General features: G+C 60.1%; 23 protein-coding genes and 1 pseudogene. 9 read left to right on the top strand and 15 right to left on the bottom strand.

Features of this window, described 5'->3' with window-relative positions:
* The first annotated feature begins 47 nt into the window (after positions 1 to 47).
* Positions 48 to 1,454 carry a DUF2252 domain-containing protein gene (locus IB246_RS27890; RefSeq protein WP_008036555.1) on the top strand — a complete coding sequence of 469 codons (1,407 nt, stop codon included), beginning with the start codon at positions 48 to 50 and terminating at the stop codon, positions 1,452 to 1,454.
* A 633-nt stretch (positions 1,455 to 2,087) separates the two neighbouring features.
* Positions 2,088 to 2,348, top strand: coding sequence for a DUF6124 family protein (locus tag IB246_RS27885; protein WP_008029850.1), 261 nt, complete (start codon positions 2,088 to 2,090; stop codon positions 2,346 to 2,348).
* Between the two features lie 20 nt (positions 2,349 to 2,368).
* Here the strand turns inward: IB246_RS27885 and IB246_RS27880 are convergent, their stop codons facing one another.
* Together IB246_RS27880 and IB246_RS27875 are read right to left on the bottom strand one after the other, a co-directional pair.
* The gene (locus IB246_RS27880; protein WP_008036558.1) at positions 2,369 to 3,232 is read right to left on the bottom strand and encodes a phosphatase PAP2 family protein; all 864 of its coding nucleotides are present in this window, start codon (positions 3,230 to 3,232) and stop codon (positions 2,369 to 2,371) included.
* Positions 3,233 to 3,240: 8 nt separating this feature from the next.
* Positions 3,241 to 3,912 carry a histidine phosphatase family protein gene (locus IB246_RS27875; protein WP_008036560.1) on the bottom strand — a complete coding sequence of 224 codons (672 nt, stop codon included), beginning with the start codon at positions 3,910 to 3,912 and terminating at the stop codon, positions 3,241 to 3,243.
* A gap of 258 nt (positions 3,913 to 4,170) precedes the next feature.
* Between IB246_RS27875 and IB246_RS29145 the strand changes: the two are divergent.
* Together IB246_RS29145 and IB246_RS29140 are read left to right on the top strand one after the other, a co-directional pair.
* Positions 4,171 to 5,184, top strand: a pseudogene (locus IB246_RS29145) (methyl-accepting chemotaxis protein); the annotation flags it as partial.
* A gap of 42 nt (positions 5,185 to 5,226) precedes the next feature.
* Entirely contained in the window at positions 5,227 to 6,090 is an 864-nt protein-coding gene (locus IB246_RS29140) for a methyl-accepting chemotaxis protein (RefSeq protein WP_411736724.1), read from the top strand.
* A 178-nt stretch (positions 6,091 to 6,268) separates the two neighbouring features.
* Here IB246_RS29140 and IB246_RS27865 read toward each other — a convergent pair whose 3' ends face one another.
* The 9 genes from IB246_RS27865 to IB246_RS27825 all read right to left on the bottom strand — a co-directional run bounded on the left by IB246_RS27865 (position 6,269) and on the right by IB246_RS27825 (position 15,357).
* A complete protein-coding gene (locus tag IB246_RS27865) occupies positions 6,269 to 6,466 on the bottom strand; it encodes a FitA-like ribbon-helix-helix domain-containing protein (RefSeq protein ID WP_008036564.1) in 198 nt (65 codons plus the stop codon).
* Positions 6,467 to 6,534: 68 nt separating this feature from the next.
* Positions 6,535 to 6,903, bottom strand: coding sequence for a glyoxalase superfamily protein (locus tag IB246_RS27860; RefSeq protein WP_008036566.1), 369 nt, complete (start codon positions 6,901 to 6,903; stop codon positions 6,535 to 6,537).
* Positions 6,904 to 7,059: 156 nt separating this feature from the next.
* Positions 7,060 to 8,535, bottom strand: a complete 1,476-nt coding sequence (locus IB246_RS27855) for an N-acyl-D-amino-acid deacylase family protein (protein WP_008036567.1) — start codon at positions 8,533 to 8,535, stop codon at positions 7,060 to 7,062.
* A gap of 1 nt (position 8,536) precedes the next feature.
* Positions 8,537 to 9,397, bottom strand: a complete 861-nt coding sequence (locus IB246_RS27850) for a MurR/RpiR family transcriptional regulator (RefSeq protein ID WP_008029861.1) — start codon at positions 9,395 to 9,397, stop codon at positions 8,537 to 8,539.
* A gap of 15 nt (positions 9,398 to 9,412) precedes the next feature.
* Positions 9,413 to 10,762 (bottom strand): gluconate:H+ symporter, encoded by a 1,350-nt coding sequence (locus IB246_RS27845; protein ID WP_192227665.1) that lies wholly within the window; start codon positions 10,760 to 10,762, stop codon positions 9,413 to 9,415.
* Between the two features lie 311 nt (positions 10,763 to 11,073).
* Positions 11,074 to 12,519: a SulP family inorganic anion transporter gene (locus IB246_RS27840; RefSeq protein WP_008040823.1), complete on the bottom strand. Its 1,446-nt coding sequence runs from the start codon at positions 12,517 to 12,519 to the stop codon at positions 11,074 to 11,076.
* Between the two features lie 218 nt (positions 12,520 to 12,737).
* On the bottom strand, positions 12,738 to 13,631 hold the full coding sequence (locus IB246_RS27835; RefSeq protein ID WP_008040822.1) for an NAD-dependent epimerase/dehydratase family protein: 894 nt from the start codon (positions 13,629 to 13,631) through the stop codon (positions 12,738 to 12,740).
* A 103-nt stretch (positions 13,632 to 13,734) separates the two neighbouring features.
* A complete protein-coding gene (locus IB246_RS27830; protein WP_008040821.1) occupies positions 13,735 to 14,646 on the bottom strand; it encodes a LysR family transcriptional regulator in 912 nt (303 codons plus the stop codon).
* A 120-nt stretch (positions 14,647 to 14,766) separates the two neighbouring features.
* Positions 14,767 to 15,357, bottom strand: a complete 591-nt coding sequence (locus IB246_RS27825; protein WP_008040820.1) for an NAD(P)H-dependent oxidoreductase — start codon at positions 15,355 to 15,357, stop codon at positions 14,767 to 14,769.
* Between the two features lie 162 nt (positions 15,358 to 15,519).
* Between IB246_RS27825 and IB246_RS27820 the strand changes: the two genes are divergently transcribed.
* Complete coding sequence (locus IB246_RS27820) at positions 15,520 to 15,834, top strand: putative quinol monooxygenase (RefSeq protein WP_008024657.1); 315 nt, start codon at positions 15,520 to 15,522, stop codon at positions 15,832 to 15,834.
* Here the strand turns inward: IB246_RS27820 and IB246_RS27815 are convergent.
* Positions 15,824 to 16,588 carry a sulfite exporter TauE/SafE family protein gene (locus IB246_RS27815; RefSeq protein WP_008040819.1) on the bottom strand — a complete coding sequence of 255 codons (765 nt, stop codon included), beginning with the start codon at positions 16,586 to 16,588 and terminating at the stop codon, positions 15,824 to 15,826. The two genes, IB246_RS27820 and IB246_RS27815, sit on opposite strands and share 11 nt — an antisense overlap.
* A 222-nt stretch (positions 16,589 to 16,810) precedes the next feature.
* Here IB246_RS27815 and IB246_RS27810 point away from each other — a divergent pair, with 222 nt between their 5' ends.
* The 3 genes from IB246_RS27810 to IB246_RS27800 all read left to right on the top strand — a co-directional run bounded on the left by IB246_RS27810 (position 16,811) and on the right by IB246_RS27800 (position 19,731).
* On the top strand, positions 16,811 to 17,713 hold the full coding sequence (locus IB246_RS27810) for a LysR substrate-binding domain-containing protein (protein WP_008040817.1): 903 nt from the start codon (positions 16,811 to 16,813) through the stop codon (positions 17,711 to 17,713).
* A gap of 103 nt (positions 17,714 to 17,816) precedes the next feature.
* Entirely contained in the window at positions 17,817 to 19,220 is a 1,404-nt protein-coding gene (locus tag IB246_RS27805; protein WP_008024654.1) for an amino acid permease, read from the top strand.
* Positions 19,221 to 19,386: 166 nt separating this feature from the next.
* The gene (locus tag IB246_RS27800) at positions 19,387 to 19,731 is read left to right on the top strand and encodes a cupin domain-containing protein (protein WP_008024653.1); all 345 of its coding nucleotides are present in this window, start codon (positions 19,387 to 19,389) and stop codon (positions 19,729 to 19,731) included.
* 100 nt (positions 19,732 to 19,831) lie between these two features.
* Here IB246_RS27800 and mmsB read toward each other — a convergent pair whose 3' ends face one another.
* Together mmsB and IB246_RS27790 are read right to left on the bottom strand one after the other, a co-directional pair.
* Entirely contained in the window at positions 19,832 to 20,719 is an 888-nt protein-coding gene (gene mmsB, locus IB246_RS27795; protein ID WP_008040816.1) for a 3-hydroxyisobutyrate dehydrogenase, read from the bottom strand.
* Positions 20,720 to 20,729: 10 nt separating this feature from the next.
* On the bottom strand, positions 20,730 to 22,256 hold the full coding sequence (locus tag IB246_RS27790; RefSeq protein ID WP_008024085.1) for a CoA-acylating methylmalonate-semialdehyde dehydrogenase: 1,527 nt from the start codon (positions 22,254 to 22,256) through the stop codon (positions 20,730 to 20,732).
* A gap of 149 nt (positions 22,257 to 22,405) precedes the next feature.
* On the opposite strand from IB246_RS27790, the gene IB246_RS27785 reads away from it, so the two are divergent.
* Entirely contained in the window at positions 22,406 to 23,353 is a 948-nt protein-coding gene (locus IB246_RS27785) for a LysR family transcriptional regulator (RefSeq protein ID WP_008040813.1), read from the top strand.
* On the opposite strand, the gene IB246_RS27780 is transcribed toward IB246_RS27785, so the two are convergent.
* Positions 23,292 to 24,083, bottom strand: a complete 792-nt coding sequence (locus tag IB246_RS27780; RefSeq protein ID WP_008040812.1) for a CatB-related O-acetyltransferase — start codon at positions 24,081 to 24,083, stop codon at positions 23,292 to 23,294. The genes IB246_RS27785 and IB246_RS27780 overlap by 62 nt on opposite strands.
* Between the last annotated feature and the right edge of the window lie 26 nt (positions 24,084 to 24,109).

The following is a 24,109-nucleotide window of genomic DNA, read 5'->3' as shown; positions in this document are numbered from 1 at the left end:
TGGCCCTCCTACACTCAATCCGCACAAGCCCACAACGCAGAGTCGCCATGACCACCCTCAAAGACCGCTTGAAGCAAGGCAAGGACGCTCGAAAAAACTGCCCTCGCAGTGCTCAAGCGGCCACCGGAAAAACCAATCGTGACCCGCTGCCACTGATCAAGCGCTCCAGCGAGGGACGGGTCAATTCTCTGGTCGAGTTGCGCTACGGCCGCATGCTGGTGTCGCCATTCACCTTTTATCGCGGCAACGCGCTGTTGCAGGCTCACGACCTGGCCGGCACGGCGAACATGGGTCTGGTGTCGACGATCTGCGGTGACAGTCACTTGATGAACTTCGGCGGTTTCGCCACGCCAGAGCGCAACCTGCTGTTCAGCGTCAATGACTTCGATGAGGTCCATCCCGGCCCCTGGGAGTGGGATGTCAAACGTCTGGTGGCGAGTTTCATGGTGGCCGCCCGTGACCTGCGCCATGGCGAAACCGTGGAAGAAAACGTCTGCCGCGAAGTGGTCGCCGCGTATCAGCAAACGATGCTCGAGTGCGCGGAGCAAAGTGCGTTGGAGACTTGGTACGAGTCCATCAGTTATGACGATCTGCGGCAACAGGCGAGTAAAGCCACGCTGGAGCACGTGGAGCGCGCCATCGCCAAAGCCGAACGCCGCACCCATGCCGAATTGTTGCCGAAAATCAGTGAACGTGACGCCGCAGGCCGTCTGATCATTCGCGATGACCTGCCGGAAATTTTCCATCTGCACAAAAACACCACGCTGCTGGATGCCGACGATGACTGGCTGCGGCTCGCGGACTGGCGACCGCTCTACGAGACGTTCATGAATGAATATCGGATGACCCTGCAAGCCGACCGGCGCGGGCTGCTGTCGCGCTTCAATGTTCAGGACCTGGCGTTCAAAGTGGTCGGCGTCGGCAGTGTCGGCACGCGCTGCCTGGTGGCGCTGCTGACTGACGAGCAAGAGTTCCCGTTGTTCCTGCAATTCAAGGAAGCACGGCGGTCGGTGCTCGCCGATTACGTGAAGGCCAAGTCTCGCGTGCGGCATAACGGTCAGCGCGTGGTCGATGGCCAACGGCTGATGCAGTCCGCCAGTGATCTGTTCCTCGGTTGGACCACCGGCCCCAACGGTCGCCATTTTTACGTGCGTCAGTTGCGCGACATGAAAATCTCCGCCGAACTGGAAACCTTCGACGCCGAAGCCTTTGCCGCCTATGGCCGAATCTGCGGCCGCGCCCTCGCCCGTGCACATGCCAAATCGTCCGGGCATGCCGCGCAGATCAGCGGTTATATCGGCAAAAGCGATGCACTGGCCGATGCGCTGTTCAAGTATGCGAAATCCTATACCGAACAGAATGACCAAGACTTCGAACGCTTCCAGCAAGCCTGTCGCAAGGGGCGTTTGCGGGCACGGTCGGAGGCGGACTTTGCGGCCGATCATTTGCCGTAAGCCCCGACTTTGCCGCGGCGCAGATGAATTTTTCTTCACCCCATCGCGCCCCGGCAACCGGTACATTGCGCTCGCTCATTCAAGAAACTACGGTTTGCCCGCCCTCCCGCGGGCTTTTTTTTGGTTCTTCACGGATTACCGGGAAAGACGCTCTTGGTCTTCATGAAAAAGAATTCGCTGTCCCGGTAGCCGTACGCCATCCGCTTGATGACTTTGCTCACGGATTACGCGTACGACCGCAGTCGCCTGTAGGAGCGAGCCTGCTCGCGATGGCGGCTTCACTGTCGATAAAAATGTCGTCGTCATTGCAGGACATCTCCTACCAAAAACGAAGAAAACGCCCACAGATTTTTAAGGTTGTTGCTCGGAAGCGGGCTCTTTAGTCTTTGCTTGTCACTGAAAACTCAGTGATCGGGTGTGAGAACCTGGCAACTTATGGTCATACAGAGCCTGTAACCGCATAATCGCGCCAGCTTATCCGCTGTCCGCAAATGCGTTATGGCGGCTGTGTGCGGGCAGACTTTGGTCTGGCCCGGGTGTCCATGACCGGTTTTCTCACCCCGCACATAGCTGCCACCTCTTAGCCGCGTGAGAAACGGCAAGCGGCGGCTCCAACGCAAAAGGAAAATTTGTATGGACAAATTAATCCCCGATCCCCCGACTACCTCCCCATACCGCCCCAGCCCCTTCTTCACGATCCTTCCCGACATCGGCACTGAAAACCTCCTCGCCCATGCCTGCGAGTCATTGGCATCCGCCAGCGTCATGACCAGCGATTTAGCCACCTACCTCGACGGTTCACAGCGCAACACCGCGCTGGCCATTGCGCAGATCATCATGCTGGCGGAGCTGGCAGTGAACCAGGCACTGGATAACGTTGATCCGCAGGAGTAGGCAGGCATACCGCGTCATCGTTAATCGCGAGCAGGCTCGCTCCCACACTGGACCGCGTTCCCTTGCGGGAGCGAGCCTGCTCGCGATGACGGACGGCCAGCCGACAGTGATGTCATCTGATCCACCGGCACATCCAGCCGCGCTCGCCCATAAAACGCCAACGCCGTCAGCAAACACGCCAGCCACACGAAGATCCCGGCCCAGAACGTGTGGGACATGTAGTGCCAGCCTTGCAGGACCCGCGTCGTGCCGTAGACAAAACCGAGCAGCAGCGAGCCGTACATCAGCGCTTTCGAATAGCGCCAGCGATAGCGGCGCGCCACGAAGTACAACGCCAGCATGGTGAACCCGCCCGAAGCATGCCCGCCCGGCCAGCAGCGCCCCTCACCCGCTTCCCTGAACAGTTGGAAGTTTTCGTACCACTCCATGTGGGCAATTTTCCCGCCATACAGGGTCGTTTCAATTGGGCAATACACGCTGGTGTGCGCCTTGAGGAAATGGATCACCCCGGTGCAAATGGCAAACGCGAACACCACAAACAGAAAATCCCGACGATGGTCATAGGCAAACTTCAGCACCGGAGCGGCTTTGCTCCGCTCCAGGAATAGGCCAAGACGCGGACGCTTTTGCGGGTTGATCAGCGGCCAGACAAACGACAGCATCGCGCCGATCAAGGCAATTTCAGCAGTCCAGTTCGGAATGATGCGCGCCCATTTATGGGTGAGTTTTTCAAAGAAGTGAATCTGGTCAAGCGGGAAGGTCTGGGTCAGCGGATCAAAAAAAAGATTACTGAACGCGATGTCGATTTTGGTCATGTCGAACATCAGAAAAACGACGGCTGCGCAGGCCAGTGGGATACCGAAGTTGAAGTAGTAAAAACGCATGGGATTACTCATTGGCTGGTCACCGAGCGCCAGTCGGAAGCTTCGATGTAACCAAGCATTCGCGGCGCCTGTAGCGATTCGGCGGAGATAAACAAAGAGGAGCCATAGCCAAGAGTGGCCGTCGGCAGCTTGAGGCCTTTTTCGATCTGCGCCATGCATTCACTGTGGGTCACCAAAATCAGATTACGCCCTGGCACTTTGTGCGCCAGCGCGTCACGCAACATAGTGCCCTTGCAATTGATCAACCACTCCTCATGAGTACTCACCTTGTTGAACATGTAGGAGGCCGTCTGTGCGGTCCGCATCATCGGGCTGTTGTAAATGTCAGCCTCGCCCAGGCCGAGCCTTTCGAATTGCGCACCGACACTCACGGCGACGCTGCGCGAACGATCCGTGATGCCGTCATTGCCCGTCAGACACGCGGCCGTCGAGTGATCGCAGCGCTCGACATGGCGCACCAGCACAATCATGTCGCCCTTGGCCCAACCGGATAACAACGCCCGGGCGCCCGAGACATTGCCATGGGCCAGGTCCGGAACGGCGGCAGGCCGCAACAGCCAGACGGTCAACGGGATCACCAACAGCGCCGAGGCGAGTACCACTGCGGTGTTTCGATAGCGGGTAAAACGGCTCAGATCAATCGAGCGTTTGACCCCGAACAGACTCAGTCTCAATTCCACATCAGGCCGCCTCACCGGCATGCATCACTTACATTCGATGCCGCGAGGGTAGAGAGGCTCGCGTCGGCAGCCGGTGAAACCCATGTGAAAAAAAGCTTAAGCCCCCTGCAAAAACTTTTGTTACAGAACCGTCTGACAAAATCCTTTCAGCTCTCGCGATTGCTGCCGATACAGACCTGCTACACACCCTTGGCTACCAAAAACAACAATCTTCCAGCCAACCGACGACCAAAAGCGCAACGTTCCTGGAGGAATTTGATGAATAGCTGGTTCGGAAACATCAGCGTGAACATGAAACTGGGCCTGGGGTTTGGCCTGGTCCTGGCACTGACCTGCGTCCTCGCCCTGACCGGCTGGACGAGCCTGGGCAGCCTGATTGACCGCAGCAACTGGATGAGCGACATCACCCAGCTCAATGCCGGCCTGACCAAACTGCGTGTGGTTCGCTTGCAATACATGCTGACCAACGGCGATGAAACCACCGCGCAGAACGTCCAGACCACCCTGGATGCGTTTGCCGCTCAGCAACAAGCGCTGCTGGTGAAGTTCAAGAGCCCGGAAAACCTCAAGCTGCTCAAAGAGCAAGGTACGCAAATTGACGCGTACAAAACGTCCCTGAACAAAATGCGCAGCGCCTACCGCGCCGGCAACAGCGCGCGCGACGCCATGGGCGCCAACGCGGAAAACGCGAATTCGCTGATCAACGCCATCAGTACCCGCGTACAACAAATGCCGTTGAGCGATCAGCGCTTCGAACAATTCCAGGCCATCACCGCCGCCAAGGAAGCGTTCATGCTGGCCCGCTACGAAGTGCGCGGTTATACCGCGACCACCAACGCCGAGACCGAGCAGAAAGCCGTCGGCCAACTGGACGCGGCCATCGCCAGCCTGAAACAACTCAACGTGCAATTCGCCGACACCATGCTGGACGAGTTGCGTCAGCTGGAAACGGCATTGAGCAATTACCGCAGCGCTTTGCAGGCCTATAAGGCCGCGAGCAACGATGCTGTGCAGGCGCGCAAGGAAATGACCGATCAGGGCGCCGCCATCGTGACCCTGAGTGAGCAGCTGTATCAGATCCAGCTCGACCGTCGTGACGCCGAAAGCGCCCAGGCGCGCACCTTGCAACTGATCAGCACCTTGCTGGCGTTGCTGGTCGGGATCATTGCCGCCGTCATCATCACCCGTCAGATCACCCGCCCGCTGCGCGACACGCTGGCAGTGGTCGAGCGCATCGCCGGCGGCGACCTGTCCCAGGATGTCAAAGTGACGCGCCGCGATGAACTCGGCGTCTTGCAACAAGGCATCGCGCGCATGGGCGTGACCCTGCGTGACCTGATCAGCGGTATCCGCGACGGCGTTACCCAGATCGCCAGCGCCGCCGAAGAGTTATCCGCCGTGACCGGCCAGACCAGCGCCGGCGTTAACAGCCAGAAGATCGAGACCGATCAGGTGGCCACCGCCATGCACGAGATGACCGCCACCGTGCAGGAAGTCGCGCGCAATGCCGAAGAAGCTTCACAAGCAGCGGCCGCCGCCGACGGCGAAGCCCGCGAAGGCGACAAAGTGGTCAACGAAGCCATCGCCCAGATCGAGCGCCTGGCCAGCGAAGTGGTGCGTTCCACCGAAGCCATGAGCGTGCTGCAACACGAAAGCGACAAGATCGGCAGCGTCATGGACGTGATCAAGGCCGTGGCCGAACAGACCAACCTGCTGGCGCTCAACGCTGCCATTGAAGCGGCACGTGCCGGTGAAGCCGGTCGCGGTTTTGCCGTGGTGGCCGACGAAGTGCGTGGCCTGGCCCAGCGCACGCAGAAATCCACCGAGGAAATCGAAGGCCTGGTGGCCGGTTTGCAGAACGGCACGCAACAAGTGTCCGCCGTGATGAACAACAGCCGCGCCCTCACCGACAGCAGCGTCGCCCTGACCCGCAAGGCCGGTGTGTCACTGGAAAACATCACCCGCACGGTGTCCAACATCCAGTCGATGAACCAGCAGATCGCTGCCGCCGCCGAACAGCAAAGCGCCGTGGCCGAAGAGATCAGCCGCAGCATCATCAACGTACGCGACGTGTCCGAACAGACCGCCGCTGCCAGCGACGAAACCGCTAAATCCAGTGTTGAACTGGCGCGGTTGGGTAATCAGTTGCAGATGATGGTGAGTCACTTCAGGGTTTGACGTTCACTTTGCGGTGAAGCAAAGGCCCATTCGCGGGCAAGCCTCGCTCCTACAGGATTGATGTCGTTCGGAAAATCATCTGAACAACATCAACCCTGTAGGAGCGAGGCTTGCCCGCGAATGCAATCGAAGAGACAACGGATACCTGGGGTCAGCCCCTAGCCTCGCCTTCACCGCCTTAACGAAGGGGTAGATTTAATTCGATACCGCCACTCTCTCTGAATCGATTATTGATTCGAGTCCCCAAACCGCAGTCGAGCGCTTTCCTCAAGATGAAGAGAGCCTCCTCTTCAACTGAACGGCAATTACTCTCTGCCGCGATTCGCAATTGCTCGTAGAGCTGCGAATCAAGATTGCCAATGGTAATGCTGGCCATAAGCGCCTCCTGTGCTCGTCGAAATTGAACGGACGACACTATCACGAGGCGTGATTTTTCCTGCCGCGTTACACACTAATCGCATTGGTAAACACCAACCGATTCCCGAACGGATCAGCGATGGTCATGTCCTGGCTGCCCCACGGCATGGCCTGAATCTGTGGGTGCGAAAACGTGTAGTCCTTGGCCAGCAATTGCTGCTGAAACGCCTCCAGCTCATCGGTCTCGATGCGCAGCGCCGAGCCCGGTGTGCTGTCGCCGTGATGTTCCGACAGGTGCAACACGCATTCGCCGCGGGAGACTTGCAGGTACAGCGGGAAATTCGGCTCGAAACGGTGCTGCCAGTCGATCTTGAAACCGAGGAAGTCGACGTAGAACTCCACGGCCTTGTTTTCGTCGAAAATCCGCAGGATCGGGGTGGTTTTGCCGAAGCTCATCAAGTTGCTCCCAGACTGGTAAGGCCCAGAGTGTAGCCGGGCTAGTGTCAGCGCTTCGGCTTGGCGATGGCTTTCTTTAATTGCAATGTGCCACCACGTGAAGCAGTTCAAAAGATTTGTCGACTGGCTGATCGCTTTCGCCGGCAAGCCTGGCTCCTACAGGGGTTTGTGGAGGCTCTGAAAACCGTCACGCAAATCGCCTTCCCGCGCCAGGAACCGCCCTTCCCGTTTCCCGTTCGCCAGCCCTTCGCTGTAACTCAACACACCGTTGACCCACACCCCGTCGATGCCTTCTGCCGCCCGCTGCGGATCGTTGAAATCCGCGACATCACGAATCGTTGCAGGATCGAACAGCACCAGGTCCGCCCAATGCCCTTCACGGATTTCGCCGCGCTTCTTCAAGCCGAATCGCGCTGCGGACAACCCGGTCATTTTGTGTACCGCGGTGTGCAGCGGAAACAGCCCGACATCGCGACTGAAATGTCCGAGGACGCGTGGGAAAGCGCCCCACAAACGTGGATGCGGGAACGGGTCTTCCGGCAAGCCGTCGGAGCCGACCATCGACAGCGGATGCGCGAGGATGCTTCGTACGTCCGACTCGTCCATTCCGTAGTACACCGCGCCAGCCGGTTGCAGCCGGCGAGCGGCTTCCAGCAGCGGAACGTTCCACTCGGCGGCGATATCCATCAGGTCGCGGCCACCGAGTTCCGGGTGCGGCGTGGACCAAGTGATGGTGATGCGGTGCGCATCGGTAACTTGCTTGAGGTCCAGGGTCGAAGAGCTCGCCGCGTAGGGATAGCAATCGCAGCCCACCGGGTGGGTTTTCGCGGCCTCTTCAAGTGAGGCCAGCAGTTGCGGACTCCGCCCCCAGTTACCGGCGCCGGCACATTTGAGGTGGGAAATGATCACCGGTGATTGCGCATGACGGCCGATCTGGAACGCCTCGTCCATGGCCTCCAGCACGGGCTCGAATTCGCTGCGCAAATGGGTGGTGTACACCGCGCCGAACGCGGTCAGTTCTTCGGTCAGTTGCATCACTTCATCGGTGGACGCCGAGAACGCGCTGGCGTACGCCAGACCAGTGGACAGACCCAACGCGCCGGCTTCAAGGCTTTCGCGCAGTTGCTCACGCATCGCGCTGATTTCATCCGGCGTGGCCGTGCGAAACAGGTCGTCGAGGTGATTACTGCGCAACGCGGTGTGGCCGACCAGAGCGGCGACGTTCAACGTGGTGTTTGCCGCTTCGACCGCCGCGCGGTAGTCGCGGAATGTTGGGTAAACAAAGGCCGCCGAGGTGCCGAGCAGGTTCATCGGGTCTGGCGGATCGCCCTTCAAACTCACCGGCGAAGCGCTGATCCCGCAGTTGCCGACGATCACCGTGGTCACGCCCTGGCTGAGCTTGGGCAGCATTTGCGGCTGGCGGATCACCACCGTGTCGTCGTGGGTGTGCACGTCGATGAAACCCGGCGCCAGCACTCGGCCAGCGGCGTCGATTTCTTCGGTGGCGGTGGCGTCGTGCAGGTCGCCGATGCGCTCGATGCGGCCATGCAGAATCGCCACGTCGGCGGGGTAACCGGGGGCGTTGCTGCCGTCGATGATCAGGGCGTTGCGAATCAGCGTGTCGTACATCATGTCAGTCTCCCAGCGGCAAGTGATCGTCGCCGCCGCGGTAATCGTCGAGGGCGAGTTTGATCCGCCGCAGACGTTCTTGATTGTCTTCAGGATTGGCCAGCGCCAGCTCGGTTGCGAGCACGTCGATGGCCAGCAGCATGCCGTAGCGCGCCGCCGTGGGTTTGTAGATGAACGAGGTTTCCGCACTTTGCAGTGGCAGCACGATGTCGGCCAGTTGCGCCAACGGCGAGTCGCTGCGTGTGATGGCCAAAATTCTTGCGCCGTAGTTGCGGGCCAGTTCCACCGTTTCGAGCAACTCGGGGGTGATGCCGGTCAGCGAACAGACGATGACCACGTGCTCGGCACTGAGGCTGGCTGCGGTGACCCGCATCATCACCGGGTCGTGACACACCGAAATCGGGTAGCCGAAGCGCACCAGCCGCACTTGCAGTTCATCGCTGCACAAGGTCGAGCAACCGCCCATGCCGAAGGCATGAATCATCCGCGCCTTGCCCAACAGTTTCACCGCGTCGGCGAAGCGCGACTCGTCGAACGCCGACAAGTGCTGACGCAACGTCGACTCGATATCGCCCACAATCTGCCCATAGAACGCCGACTGATCGGGCGTGCCCGCCGGGTCGAGAAAACGGCTGCCGACGCCGCTGGCCTGCGCCAGTTGCAGGCGCAGGTCGCGCAAGTCGCGGCAACCCACCGTGCGGGCGAAACGCGACAGCGTGGCGGTGCTGACTTCCGCTCTCAGCGCCAGCTCGTCGAGGCTGGCAGCAGAGGCAAATCCTACGTCGTCGAGCATCAGCCGCGCGATGCGCCCTTCGCCGGCGCTGAAGGAATCCTGACGGGCGCGGATCTGGTAGAGGATGTCCATGGCAGGCGGCTCCGATTAAATCAGGTAAGAAAGACCCACGGTCAGCGCGAAGGCGACCAACGAAATAATGGTCTCCAGCACGGTCCAGGTCTTGAACGTCTGGGTAACGCTCATGTTGAAGTATTCCTTGATCAACCAGAAGCCGCCGTCGTTGACGTGGGAAAAGATCACCGACCCGGCGCCCGTCGCCAGCACCAGCAACTCCGGATGCGGATAACCCAGACCAATGGCCACCGGCGCGACAATGCCGGAGGCGGTGGTCATGGCCACGGTGGCGGAACCGGTGGCGATGCGCATCAGCGCGGCGAACAGCCAGCCCATCAGCAGCGGCGACAGGTGAAATTCGTGGGCCAGGCTGACGATCTGGTCGGTGACCCCGGCGTCCACCAGGATCCGGTTCAAGCCGCCGCCGGCGCCGACCAGCAAGGTGATGCTGGCGGTCGGTGCCAGGCATTCGTTGGTGAACTTGAGGATCGATTCGCGGTTGAAGCCTTGGGCGAGGCCGAGGGTCCAGAAGCTCAGCAGGGTCGCCAGCAACAGCGCGATCACCGAGTTGCCGATGAACAGCAAAAACTGGTTGAAACCGCTGCCCGGCGTGGAGATCAGGTTGGCCCAGCCGCCGATCAGCATCAACAGCACCGGCAACAGAATGGTCGCCATGGTGATGCCGAAACCCGGCAGACTGTCGCGCGGTTCGCGCTCAAGGAACTGCCGTTCCAGCGGGTTTTCCGCCGGCAGTTGAATGCGCGGCACGATGAATTTGGCGTACAGCGGACCGGCGATGATCGCGGTTGGAATGCCGATCAAAATCGCATACATCAACGTCTGCCCGACCGACGCCTGATACACCTGCACCGCCAGCATCGCCGCCGGGTGCGGCGGCACCAGCGCATGCACCACCGACAGCCCGGCGACCATCGGCAAACCGACCATCAGAATCGACACGCCGACCCGGCGCGCCACGGTAAAGGCAATCGGCACCAGCAACACAAAACCGACTTCGAAGAACAGCGGCAGCCCGACCAGAAACGCGATGCACACCATGGCCCAATGCGCGTTCTTCTCGCCAAAACGGTCGATCAAGGTGCGCGCCACCTGCTCGGCGCCGCCGGACTCGGCCATCATCTTGCCGAGCATCGTGCCCAGCGCCACCACCAGCGCGATATGCCCCAGGGTCTTGCCGACACCGGCCTCGTAGGCGCCAACCACGCCGGACGGCGGCATGCCGGCCAGCAGCGCCAGGCCGATGGAGACCAGGGTGATGACGATGAAGGGATTAAGCCGGTAACGGGCGATCAGAACGATCAGCGCGATGATGGCGATGGCGGCATATACCAGCAGCCAATAGCCGAAGGACAGGGTCATGCGGTACTCCTCGAAAGGGTCACGTCGACAGTTTTGTGAAACTCTTAAAACATTTCGAAGCGCGAAACTCAAACGAGGTGAAAGTAATTTTCGTGCAGGGGTAAGGGATGTCGCGCAGAGGTATGCGAGGTCGGTGAATATGAAAATCAGGCAGGCGAACTTTCATCCATTCCCCTGTAGGAGCGAGACCGGCTTGCCGGCGATGGCCGTCAACGATAACGCGCACTTCCTGAATCAACGCGTTGTCTGAACGTTTTTCGCGAGCAGGCTCGCTCCTACAGGGAATGGCCGCAGCCCAGAGGGTTGATAGATCAGTCGTGACTCACCCGAGCGCGCTTAAGCAACTTCTTGCAGCGTTCGGACAGGTGCAACACCCGCAGATGCTTGCCCGCCTTGGCGTAACGTTCGCGCAGGGTCTTCAGCGCCGCGATGGCCGAGTAGTCGACGAAGCTCAGGTGACGACAATCAATCGTCACCACGGACGGGTCGTTGGCAGGATCGAACTGGTTGAGAAACGGTGTAGTCGAGGCAAAAAACAGCGTGCCATGCAGCAGGTAAAGTTTGCTGCCGTCGGTTTCGAGGTGACTGTCGGCATACAGCTCGCGGGCCTGCTGCCAGGCAAAGTTGAGCGCTGCAATGATGATCCCGCAAAGCACGGCGGTGGCCAGGTCGGTGAACACCGTGATGACCGTCACGGCGACGATCACCAGCACATCGTTCAGCGGCACCTTGTTGACCACCCGCAGCGAAGCCCAGGCGAAGGTTTGCTGTGACACCACGAACATCACCCCGACCAGTGCGGCCAGCGGAATGCGCTCGATCAGCGGCGACAAAAACAAAATGAACAGCAGAATCAGCACGCCGGCCACCACGCCGGAAAGCCGACCTCGGCCGCCGGAGCTGAGGTTGATCACGGTCTGGCCGATCATCGCGCAGCCGCCCATGCCGCCAAACACACCGGAGACCATGTTGGCCGCGCCCAGCGCCACACACTCACGATCCGGGAAGCCACGGCTCTCGGTGATTTCGTCGGTCAGGTTCAGGGTCAACAGGGTTTCCAGCAGGCCGACCAGCGCCATCAATATCGCGTAGGGGGCGATGATGCGCAGGGTGTCCAGCGTCCATGGAATGTCTGGCAAGGCCAGCGTCGGCAAGCCACCGGCGATGTGCGCCATGTCGCCCAGGGTGCGAGTCGGCAAACCGAGCAGATACACCGCCAGCCCGACGCCCAGAATCGCCACCAGCGCTGGCGGCACGGCGCGGGTCAGGCGCGGCAGCAGATAGACGATCGCCATCGTCAGCGCCACCAATCCGCTCATCACATAAAGCGGTGAGCCGCTGAGCCAGTTGTCACCACTCTTGAAGTGTTCCAGTTGCGCCAGCGCGATGATGATCGCCAGGCCGTTGACGAAGCCGAGCATCACCGGATGCGGCACCATCCGCACCAGTTTGCCGAGCTTCAGCAACCCGAACGCCAGCATGATCAACCCGCCCAGCAACACCGTCGCGAGCAAGTACTGCACACCGTGCTGCACCACCAGCGCGACGATCACCACGGCCATCGAACCGGCCGCGCCCGACACCATGCCCGGCCGACCACCGAACAGCGCGGTCAGGGTGCAAATGATGAACGCGCCGTACAGGCCCATCAGCGGATTGAGGTGAGCCACCAGCGCGAAGGCGATGCATTCTGGCAATAAGGCGAAGGATGTGGTGAGCCCGGCCAGGACATCGGCGCGCAGACGGTTTGCTTTCATGGGGGAGCTGACACAACTGGGAAAGAGGGGGCGGATGGTACGGAATTGAGGGTGACCCGGCCAGTTGTGGTGGTGCTGAAGACGCCTTCGCGGGCAAGCCTCGCTCCTACAGGGGTTGTGTCGTTCACCCATTTTGTGAGCGACACAACCCCTGTAGGAGCGAGCGGTGCGGCGATCCGACTTGCCCGCGAAGAACGATGACGCGGTCTAAAGCGAACTCACACCATCTCGTTAAGAATCCACTCAACCACCGAAGTCCGCTTCGGCACCCAACCCAGCAACTCCCGCGCATGCTTGCCGCGCACCCGGCTGTTGGAACCCAAACCGTAGTTGGCCATTTCATAACCCCACTCGGCTTCGGCCTCTTTCAGCGGCCAGTCTTGCGGCTCAGCGAGATTCAACGCCTGGGCAATCGCCGTGGTCATGTCGACGAACGACGCTTCACCGCTCTCAACGAAATAGAACGTGCCCGGTACGTTTTTGGTCAGCGCCAGCAAGTACAGGGACACCACGTCTTCGATGTGCACGTTGGACCAGATGTTCTGGCCGGTGCCGACATGCCGAACCACGCCACTTTTGCGAGCCTGTTTCAGCAGGCGCGGCAACTGCACGCTGTCGCGATTGACGCCCAGGCTGTGGCCGTAGATCAGCGTGTTACAGATGACCGCCGAGTTCACCCCGTCGTTCGCCGCGTCGAGGATCAGGTTGTCGATGGCCACGCGGGCCGCCTTGTCGACAGTAGGCTCCGGCAGCGTGTCTTCGTAATAAATGGCGTCGCCGAACTGGCCGCCCGACGCATCGCCGACGATGCTCGAACCACTGGTGTGCAGGAACACCTTGTTGGAACCGCGCAAGGCATTGACCAAGGCTTCCACCGCGCCGCGATGGTCGCTGCTGGCGGCGTTGATCACGGCGTCGGCAGCGCGGGCCTGTTCGGCCAGTAGTGCGCTGTCGTCAAGAGTGCCGATCACCGCCGTGATGCCCAACGCGCTCAGTTCATTGGCTTGTTCGCTGCTGCGCACCAGGCCGGTGACCTTGTGGCCAGCGCGAACCAGGCCCGTAGCGATGGAGCCACCGATGAAACCTGCAGCGCCGGTAACGAATACGTTCATGGAGAAACTCCCTGCCTGAATAAGTGATGCAACGAGTATCAAGCAGTCATCACGACTGAAAAATCCCCGTTGACCCAATTCACTCTTGCGCAGGAATCATGAATCAACCTTCAAAATCCGCATTCGCGTACACCGCCAATTTGCCCTGGATAAAGTCCAGGAAGCACTGAATCCGCAGGGCCAGTTGCGAGTTGCGGTAATACACCGCGTTGATCGGCTGGCGATAACCGCTGTTGAAATCCGCCAGCAGCACTTTCAGGCGCCCGGCACGGATGTCTTCGATGGTCATGAAATGCGACAGGCTGGCAATGCCCTGACCTTCCAGCGCCAGGTGCCTGATCGTCTCGCCACTGGACGCGCTGATCGACGCCTGAATCGGCCAGCGATCGCCATGCACATAACGCAGCGGCCATTGGTTGAGGCCTTCATTGTGGGTGAAGCCCAACAGCGCGTGCCCGCTCAGGTCCTCGACCACCAACGGTGTGCCGTGTTGCTCAAGGTAAGCCGGGCTGGCGACGATGTGCAGCGGGCTGCAACCCAACGAACGGGCGTGCAGGGTCGAGTCGGCCAGCGTGCCGATGCGGATGGCAATGTCGGTGCTTTGTTCGAGCAGGTCGATGATCAGGTCGTTGCTGTTGAGTTCGAGCTGGATGTCCGGGTAGAGCCGACGGAACTCGTCGATGTACGGCACGATGGCGTGCAGCATGAACGGCGAGGCGGCGTTGATCCGCAGACGCCCGGACGGGGTTTGCTGACGTGTACTGAGGCGTTCTTCAAGTTCCTCCATCTGATCGAGAATCAGTTTGGCGTGCTCGAAGAAATACTTGCCCTCCTCCGTCAGGTCCATGCGCCGCGTGGTGCGGTTGATCAGCGTGGTATCGAGCTTGGCCTCCAGCCGCGACAGCGTGCGGCTGACCGCCGAAGGCGTCTGCCCGACCTGTTCGGCCGCAGCGGAAATCGATCCGCACTCAATCACGCAGACGAAAATCTGCAACTCATCGGATCTGGCTTTCACCTGTGTTCCCTATCGCTTTTTGTAGGAGCCAGCTTGATGGCGATGGCGTCCTCAGGATTGCTATCGCCGGCAAGCCGGCTCCTACAGGTTCGGATTCCAGATGACGATAGTAGCCGAACCTTACGCCTTCAGGCCGAACACCTCGGTCAGGTGCTGCTCATAACGCGCCACATCACCTTCGATGTTCGGGCGTTTCATCACATCAACGGCCAGGAATGTCGGCAAACCGGTCATGCCAAGGAATTCGTTGGCCTTGTGGAACGGGAAGTACACCGCGTCCACGCCCTTGCCTTCGAAGAAATCGGTCGGGTCGTCGAAAGCTTGCTGCGGCGCGTTCCAGGTCAGCGACAACATGTATTGCTTGCCCTGCACCAAACCACCGCTGCCGTACTTTTGCGAAGCATCGGAACGGGTGCGGCCGTCACTGGCGTAGAGGCTGCCGTAGCCTTCGGTGAAGACTTCGTCGATGTACTTTTTCACCGTCCACGGCGCGCCCATCCACCAGCCCGGCATTTGATAAATGATCACGTCGGCCCAGAGGAATTTGGCAACTTCTTCAGCGACGTCATAGCCCTCGTCGATGAACGTGGTTTTCATGTCAACGCCGCCACGATCCAGCACGCTCAACGCAGCTTCATGCAGGGTGGTGTTGTAGCGGCCATCGGAGTGCGCAAACTTTTTGCCGCCATTGAGCAACAGTACTTTTTTCATGAGGAATCTCGGAAGGGTCAGAAAGTGGATGGCGGCAGGTTAGCGACCGGCCTCGCGCGGAATAAGTCCTGAATTCGCAAAATTCATTTGACCTATACGCACGAATCAACAGGCGATTGTTGCCATAAACTGGCGCCGATTCTGACTTTGAGGAGACTCCTGATGAGTGAAATACAAGGCTTCATCCTGCACGCCAAAACCCGCCCGGAAAAATCCGACGCCTTCGAAGCGTTCTTCCGCGGCTATGTCGAAGCGAGTCGTGCCGAGCCGGGCTGCATCGAGTACCACATGCTGCGCGACAAACAGGACCCGACGCTGTTTATTTTCTTCGAGATCTGGCAATCCCAGGCGCACCTCGACGTGCACTCGAACCTGCCGCACATGAAGCAGTTCCTCGAACAGCGCGACGAATTCCTGGAACAGGATTTCGATATCCGTGCCATCGAGATGCTCAGCCCGTCGTCCGCTACCCGCTGATCAGCAAGTGGCCGCCGAGCACACCGAGGCCGATGAAGAACACGCGTTTGAACAGCACGGCGCTGATCCGCTGGCGCAGCCATTGCCCGAGCAACATGCCGAGCACCGCCGGGATCAGCGCCAGCAATGACGCGCTTAATTCGCCACCGCCCAGCGCGCCGCGCCACAACAGGCCGGCAGCGAGGGCGAGGGTCGATACGGTGAACGACAGGCCCAGCGCCTGCACCAGCTCATCCTTGTTCAAACCCAGTGCTTGCAGATACGGCACCGCCGGAATCACGAACACGCCAGTGGCGGAGGTGATGACGCCGGTCAGCACGCCGCACAGTGGACCGAGCCAGCGCTCGGTCTGACGGCTGACGCGCAAAGTCGGCAGGAACAAACCGCTCAACGCATAAAGCAGCAATGCCGCGCCCAACCCCCGCACCACCCAATGACCACCCGTCATGCCGATCCAGACCGTCCCGGCACCGGTGCCGATGAAGATTGCCAGCAGCATCGGCCACAGCCGCCTGACCAACCCATGCAAATGCCCGCCGAATGCCAATTGCCAGACGTTGGTCAGGGTCGCCGGAATGATCAGCAGCGCCGCAGCCTGCGACGGCGCCATAGCCAGACCGAGCAGACCCATGGCGATGGTTGGCAGGCCTAGGCCGATCACGCCTTTGATCATGCCGGCCAGGAGGAAGGTGGCGATGACCAGCAGAGAAAGGGCCAGACCAAGGTTTTGGTAGAACGTGGCGAGTGTATTCATGGGCTGATCCTGCGCCTGGATTGGCCGCGTGAAAATTCGCCATATACTGAGGGTGTCTCTTGTTTTGATAGAGGCTGATGATTTCGTTGTTGCTGCTGACGCCTTCGCGGGCAAGCCTCGCTCCTACAGTTAATGCGGTATTTGCACTGTTGTGACCCTGTAGGAGCGAGGCTTGCCCGCGAAGGCGGCTGCCCAGTCAACACACCTCCCGAGGCTGTACCCATGCACTTCGACCTGACCGACCTGCGCCTCTACCTGAACATCCTCGACACCGGCAACATCACCGCCGGCGCCGTGCGCAGCCATTTATCCCTGGCGGCGGCGAGCGCGCGAATCCGTGCGATGGAGGCTTCGCTCGGCATCGACTTTCTGGAACGCGGTCGTCGCGGCGTCACCCCCACGCCCGCCGGAAAAGCCCTCGCGCAACACGCCCGACTACTACTGCAACACGCCGACCGCATGCAGCAGGACCTGGCCGAATACGCCAAAGGCGTCAAAGGTCAGGTGCGTTTGTTATGCAACACCACAGCAATCACCGAGTACCTGCCGGAAGTGCTGGCGGACTTCCTCTGCCGCCATCCCAACCTCGACATTGATCTGCAGGAATTGCCGAGCCTGCGCATCGTCCATGCTCTGCGTCAGGGTGCGGCGGACCTTGGCATCGTCTCTGACGCCGTCGACACCCACGCCCTCGAAACCCTACCCTTTCGCGACGATCCGCTGGTGCTGATCATGCCGCCCGGGCATCCATTGGCTGACGGCGCAACACCGAGCTTCAGCGAGACGCTGCATCACGATTACGTCGGCCTGAGCGCCAACAGCGCACTGGCGGTGTACCTCGAAGAACAGGCGCTGCACGCGGGCGTGCGCATGCAGATCCGCATCCGTGCGGAAGGCTTCGACGGGGTGATTCGCATGGTCGCTCGCGGCGCGGGGCTGGCGATCGTGCCGCTGGCGGCGATCGAGCGCCGGGCCGTCGATCAACCGTTCAAATACGTTGCCCTGCAGGAAGCCTGGGCGCAGCGCAAACTGCTGCTGTGCGCCCGCTCGTTTGCTGGCCTGCCCGGTTACGCCAGAGCCTTGCTCGACGCGTTGTGCGCTGCAAACCGGGCCGGGAGCCTTTGAAAACCAGTGTTTGGCCCAACAGGCACCTGTATGACGAAGGCTGCGAAGAGTAATATCTGCCCTTTCAAATCAAGCCTGGCCACAACAACCAAAAGGGAACCAGATGGCGGATGAAATCTTGCAACAGGCAACGCTCAAGCGGGGGTTGAAAAATCGGCACATTCAACTGATCGCATTGGGCGGCGCCATTGGTACGGGGCTGTTCCTGGGCTCCGCCGGAGTGCTCAAGTCCGCCGGACCGTCGATGATCCTCGGCTATGCGATTGCCGGTTTCATCGCGTTCCTGATCATGCGCCAACTGGGCGAAATGATTGTCGAGGAACCCGTGGCCGGCTCGTTCAGCCACTTCGCGCACAACTACTGGGGCGGCTTTGCCGGTTTCCTGTCCGGCTGGAACTACTGGGTCCTGTATGTGCTGGTGGGCATGGCCGAGCTGACCGCCGTCGGCAAGTACGTGCAGTTCTGGTGGCCGGAGGTGCCGACCTGGGTCAGCGCGGCGGTGTTCTTTGTGCTGGTCAACCTGATCAATACGCTGAACGTCAAAGTGTTCGGCGAGATGGAGTTCTGGTTCGCGATCATCAAGGTCGTGGCCATCATCGGCATGATCCTCCTGGGCTGCTACATGCTGTTCAGCGGCACCGGCGGCCCGCAAGCATCGGTGAGCAACCTGTGGAGCCACGGCGGTTTCTTCCCCAATGGCACCAACGGTTTGCTGATGGCGATGGCGTTCATCATGTTCTCCTTCGGCGGCCTGGAACTGGTCGGCATCACCGCCGCTGAAGCCAGCGAACCGCGCAAGGTCATTCCCAAGGCCATCAACCAGGTGGTTTACCGAGTGCTGATCTTCTACGTCGGCGCCCTCACCGTGTTGCTGTCGCTGTACCCATGGGACCAACTGTTGCAGACACTGGGCGCTTCGGGCGACGCCTACAGCGGCAGTCCGTTCGTGCAGATTTTCGCCCTGATCGGCAGCGACACCGCCGCGCAGATCCTCAACTTCGTGGTGCTCACCGCCGCGCTCTCGGTCTACAACAGCGGCGTGTACTGCAACAGCCGCATGCTCTACGGCCTGGCCGAGCAAGGCGACGCCCCCAAAGTGCTGATGAAGTTGAACAAGCAGGGCGTTCCATTGCTGGCACTGGGCGTTTCGGCGTTGATCACGATGCTGGCGGTGCTGGTCAACTACGTCGCGCCGCATGAAGCGCTTGAGTTGTTGTTTGCCCTGGTGGTCGCGTCCTTGATGATCAACTGGGCGCTGATCAGCCTCACGCATTTGAAGTTCCGCAAGGCCATGGTCCAGCGCGGCATCGTGCCAGGCTTCAAGGCGTTCTGGTCGCCGTATACCAACTACCTGTGCCTGGCGTTCATGGCCGTGATCATCTGCGTTATCTGGATGATCCCGCCGGTGCGCGCCTCGGTGTACGCCATGCCGGTGTGGGTGTTGCTCATCTACGGTTGCTATCGGTTGCGCATGGCCAGGCACCGAAAGCTGTCAGTGACTCAGTAATCGCGTAAAAAAAACGCCCCGGCATTCGATGAATGCCGGGGCGTTTTTTATGGCGAGCACAGTGAATCCAGCGTTTCTGGATACCCCGATGTCGAGCACAGACAACTGACGCCGCACCAAGCCCGATAGGGTGCGACTTCAGTTCTCCATCACGCTCGGAGTCATCATGTCCGCACCGATTACCGTTCTTCGCGACACCCACCCGCTGCCAGTGCTCGACGCCTGCAAATGGGAAAAACTCGAAGGCGATCCGCACACCGTCAACCTCAACGCCTACACCAGCGAAGACGGCAGCAAGATCATGGGCACCTGGATCTGCACGCCGGGCAAGTGGTATGTGGAATACGTGAAGTGGGAATACTGCGATTTCCGCGAGGGTTACTGCATCATCACCCCGGAAGGAAAGGAGCCGATCCATCTGCGTGCCGGTGATATTTTCGTCATCGAGCCGGGGATGAAAGGCACGTGGGAAGTGGTTGAAACCGTGCGCAAGTATTTCGTGTTTGCCTGATGCAAAAAAACCGGGAGATCACCCGACGTGATTTCCCGGTAAATGTCGATGCGCACACACCTGTAGGAGCCGGCTTGCTCCCACAGGTTGAAGCAGGTCGTTATTGCGGTTTGCGATAGCTGTTGATGATCGCCGAGAAGTCTTTACCCCCCTCCCCACGCTGGCTCATCGCCTGATACAACTGCTGGGCCACCGCGCCAAGCACCACCGGTTGGTGCGCCTGACGTGCCGCTTCCGTGGCAAGTCCCAGATCCTTGAGCATCAATTCGGCACCAAAACCACCGGTATAACCTCGCGACGCAGGTGCCGTTTCGACGATGCCCGGCCACGGGTTGTACATCTCCGAACTCCAGCAACGTCCCGTGGAACTGTTGATGATCCCGGCCAGCACGCCAGTGTCGATCCCCAGTGCATCACCCAGCGCCATGGCTTCGCTGACGCCAACCATGGAGATCGCCAGCAGCAGGTTGTTGCAGATCTTGGCGATTTGCCCGGTGCCGACTTCGCCGCAATGGACGATGTTGCGACCCATCTGCGCCAGCACCGGTTGCAGGGTGGCGAACAGTTCAGGCGTGGCGCCGACCATGAAGGTCAGGGTCCCGGCCGCTGCTCCGCCAGTGCCACCCGACACCGGCGCGTCGGCCATGGCCACGCCTTGCTTGGCTGCGGCCGCCGCCACATCACGCGCGGTTTGCGGGTCGATGGTGCTGCAATCCACGGCCGGCACGCCTTTGGCGATCCCCGCCAGCACGCCGTCTTCACCCAGCCACACGCTGCGCACATGCACAGCGGCGGGCAGCATGGTGATCACCAGTTCTGCGCCTTGAGCCGCTTCACGAGCCGTCGCGCTGATGCTGCCGCCCAGTTGCTCCAGTTCGGCCAGAACGGTTTTGTTCAAATCAACCAGTCGCAGCGCGTGGCCGGCCTTGATCAGGTTGCGCGCCATCGGCGCGCCCATGTTGCCGAGACCGATAAAAGCGATTTTCATGTCCGGCTCCTTAACGCAAGTTGATGGTGGTGTTCACACCGTCGTTGACGCTGTCGTCATCGAACCAGCGACTGGTGACGGTCTTGGTCTGAGTGTAGAACTGCACCACTTGCTTGCCATACGGGCCGAGGTCACCGAGCTTGGAACCGCGCGAACCGGTGAAGCTGAAGAACGGGACCGGCACAGGAATCGGAATGTTGATGCCGACCTGACCCACGTCGATTTCGTTCTGGAATTTGCGCGCCGCCGCACCGCTTTGGGTGAACAGGCCCGTGCCGTTGCCGAACGGGTTGGCGTTGACCAGGGCAATGGCCTCGTCGAGCGTATTCACTTCCAGCACTACCAGTACCGGGCCGAAGATTTCCTGGGTGTAGATCTGCATCTCGGGGGTCACGCCAGAGAACAGGGTCGGACCGACAAAGTTGCCCTTCTCGTAGCCGGGAACCGTGATGTCACGACCATCCAGCTCAAGCTTGGCGCCTTCCTTGATGCCGCTTTCGATCAGATCCAGAATCCGCGCTTTGGCACGTTTGGAGATCACCGGACCAACGTCCGTGCCCGGCTCGCTGCCAGCGTTGACCTTGAGTTTCTGCGCCAGCGCTTTCAGGTCCGGCAGCCATTGCTTGGCCGCGCCGACCAATACCACCACCGACGTTGCCATGCAGCGTTGACCGGCCGCACCGAAACCGGCACCGACCAGCGCATTCAGCGCTTGTTCGCGGTTGGCATCCGGCAGCACCACGGCGTGGTTTTTAGCGCCCATCATCGATTGCACGCGCTTGCCGTGCTTACCGGCCAGGTCATAAACGTGAGTACCGACGGCAGTCGAACCGACGAAGGAAACCGCCTTGATGTCTTTGTGGGTGCAGAGCGCGTCCACCACGTCCTTGCCGCCGTGAACCACGTTGAGCACGCCCGCCGGAACGCCCGCTTCAATCGCCAGCTCCACCAGCAGCATGGTCGACATCGGGTCCTGTTCGGACGGCTTGAGCACGAAGGTGTTGCCGCAGGCGATAGCCATCGGGAACATCCACAGAGGAATCATCGCCGGGAAGTTGAACGGGGTGATACCGGCGCAAACACCGATTGGCTGACGCAGGGTGTAGGTATCGACGCCGCCCGCGACGTTCTCGGCGAACTCGCCCATTTGCAGGCTGCCGATGGAGCACGCGTGTTCGACGACTTCCAGGCCACGGAAAATATCGCCTTCAGCGTCGGCAATGGTTTTGCCCTGTTCATTGCTGAGCACCACGGCGATACGCTTGGAGTGTTCGCGAATCAACGCCTGGAGCTTGAGCATGATGCGCATGCGGGCGCCGATCGGCGTCAGCTTCCAGGTCTGGAAGGCGCGATGGGCGGCGCTGATCGCGGCGTCGACTTCCGAGGCTGTGGCAAACGGAACCTTGGCCAGTACTTGCTGAGTCGCCGGGTTGACGATGTCGTGCCACTCAGTGGTCTGGGACTCGACCCACTCACCGTCGATCAACAGTTTGACGTTCTGGACAGTGGTTTCGTTGGGCGTGAGCGATGCGTTCATGCTGGTCTCCTGGACTTGTTGTTATGCAGGGAGCCAAGGCGGATAAGTCGCCTTGAGATGAGGCGTGTGTCGCGAATTGGTTGTCGGACTGTTTTTGGAGTATAGATGTGCAAACTTCTAATAAGAACGCACATAAAAGCCGGTCCATCATGCAAAAAAACATCACGTCTTTAGGTTCGCTGAACTGGGATGACCTCAAGTTTTTCCTCGAAGTGGCCCGCACCCGCAAGGCCAGCACCGCGGCCAAGCGCCTGGCGGTGGACTACACCACGGTGTCGCGGCGTATCAGCTCGCTGGAAGCGGCATTGGGCACGTTGTTGTTCGAGAAGTCCCGGACCAGCGGTTTTGTCCTGACCGCTGAGGGCCAGCGTTTATTGGGTTACGCCGAGTCGATCGAGAGCACGCTGCACATGGCGTGCGAACAGGTTTCCGGTTCCGGCGTGGCGCTGTCCGGTCATGTGCGGATGGGTTGCACCGAAGGGTTCGGCAGCTTTTTCATCACCCCGCAGCTGAGCCATTTCGTCGACGCCTACCCGGCGATCTCGGTGGACATTCTGCCGCTGCCGCACTTCATCAGTCTGTCCAAACGCGAGGCGGACATCGTCATCGCCCTGGAGCGCCCGGAGCATGGCCCGTACGTCTGCTGCAAACTCTGCGACTACCGGTTGCAGCTGTACGCGACCCAGGACTATCTGGACAAACACCCACCGATCCGCCGCCCGACAGACTTGGGCAAGCATTCATTTATCAGTTATGTCGACGACCTGGCCTTCAGCTCGGAGCTGTTGTACCTGGCGAACGTGCTGCCCGGCGCCAGCGCCAACTTGCGCAGCACCAGCGTGATTGCGCAGTTCGTGGCTGCGCAGCAAGGGCGTTCGCTGGCGATTCTGCCGTGCTTCCTCGCGGCTCAGGATCCGCGGTTGCTGCCGGTGCTGCCGGAGGAAATCAACATCACCCGGCAGTTCTGGATGTACTGCCGCGAAGACCTGCGCAAGCTCAAGCGGATCACCCTGTTGTGGGATTACATCAGGGAGGTCACTGAACTGAATGGCCCGTTGTTACTGGGCGAGACGCGGGATCTTCGGTTTGCAGACTGAGCGTCGGAGCGGCCAATCCAAGAGTGCTGACTAATTGGCAGCCTTTGCGGGTGACTTCCACCTGCTTGTAAACAACCTGATTGGCGCTGCGCGAATCGGCAATGATCGGCAAAGCAGAACGGGGATCGTCCAGGCGCAAGGTCAGAAGGAAATCGACATTACATTCCCACCATCGGCTATCAAGTAACTGCGCCACCACCTCTGGCGGGTGCCGATACTTGATGACCTTCGCCGGAATCCCGGCGACAACCGCATAGGGCGGCACATCGTGGGCAACCAGTGCGCGGGTGGCGATGATGGCCCCCGTGCCCACCGTGACACCTTCCATGATCATGGCGCCATGTCCGATCCAGACGTCGTCGCCGATCGTTACATCAACGATCTCTGGTTCGAAGGACAGTTTTGTACGGGTAAATTGGAAGGGGTGCGAACTGACCCAATCGGACGGGTGGGTATTTTTGTCTTGCCCGATGTAGCAGTCATTTCCAATCGAACAAAACCGTCCTATCGAGGACACCGCGGACAGCACGCAACCACTTCGAATGTAAGTGTGGGCACCAATGCTTAACCGTTTGGTGCCGACCACCACATGGCCGAGCGAAACATTCTCTTCCACCAGCAACGTGGTTTTGGCGTTAAGCGATGACACCCCGCCAGCGATCTTGCATTTATGCTGGCGAAGCCATTTTTTCCAGAAGTGGTTGCGGCAGTAATTTATTATTTTTTCCATGTGGCAGTCGTCGTGTTCCGTTCATC

The organism is Pseudomonas sp. PDM01 (assembly GCF_014852325.1).
GTDB lineage: Bacteria > Pseudomonadota > Gammaproteobacteria > Pseudomonadales > Pseudomonadaceae > Aquipseudomonas > Aquipseudomonas migulae.
Note: the sequence above shows the minus strand (reverse complement) of the source record. Positions and strands in the feature narration are given on the sequence as shown.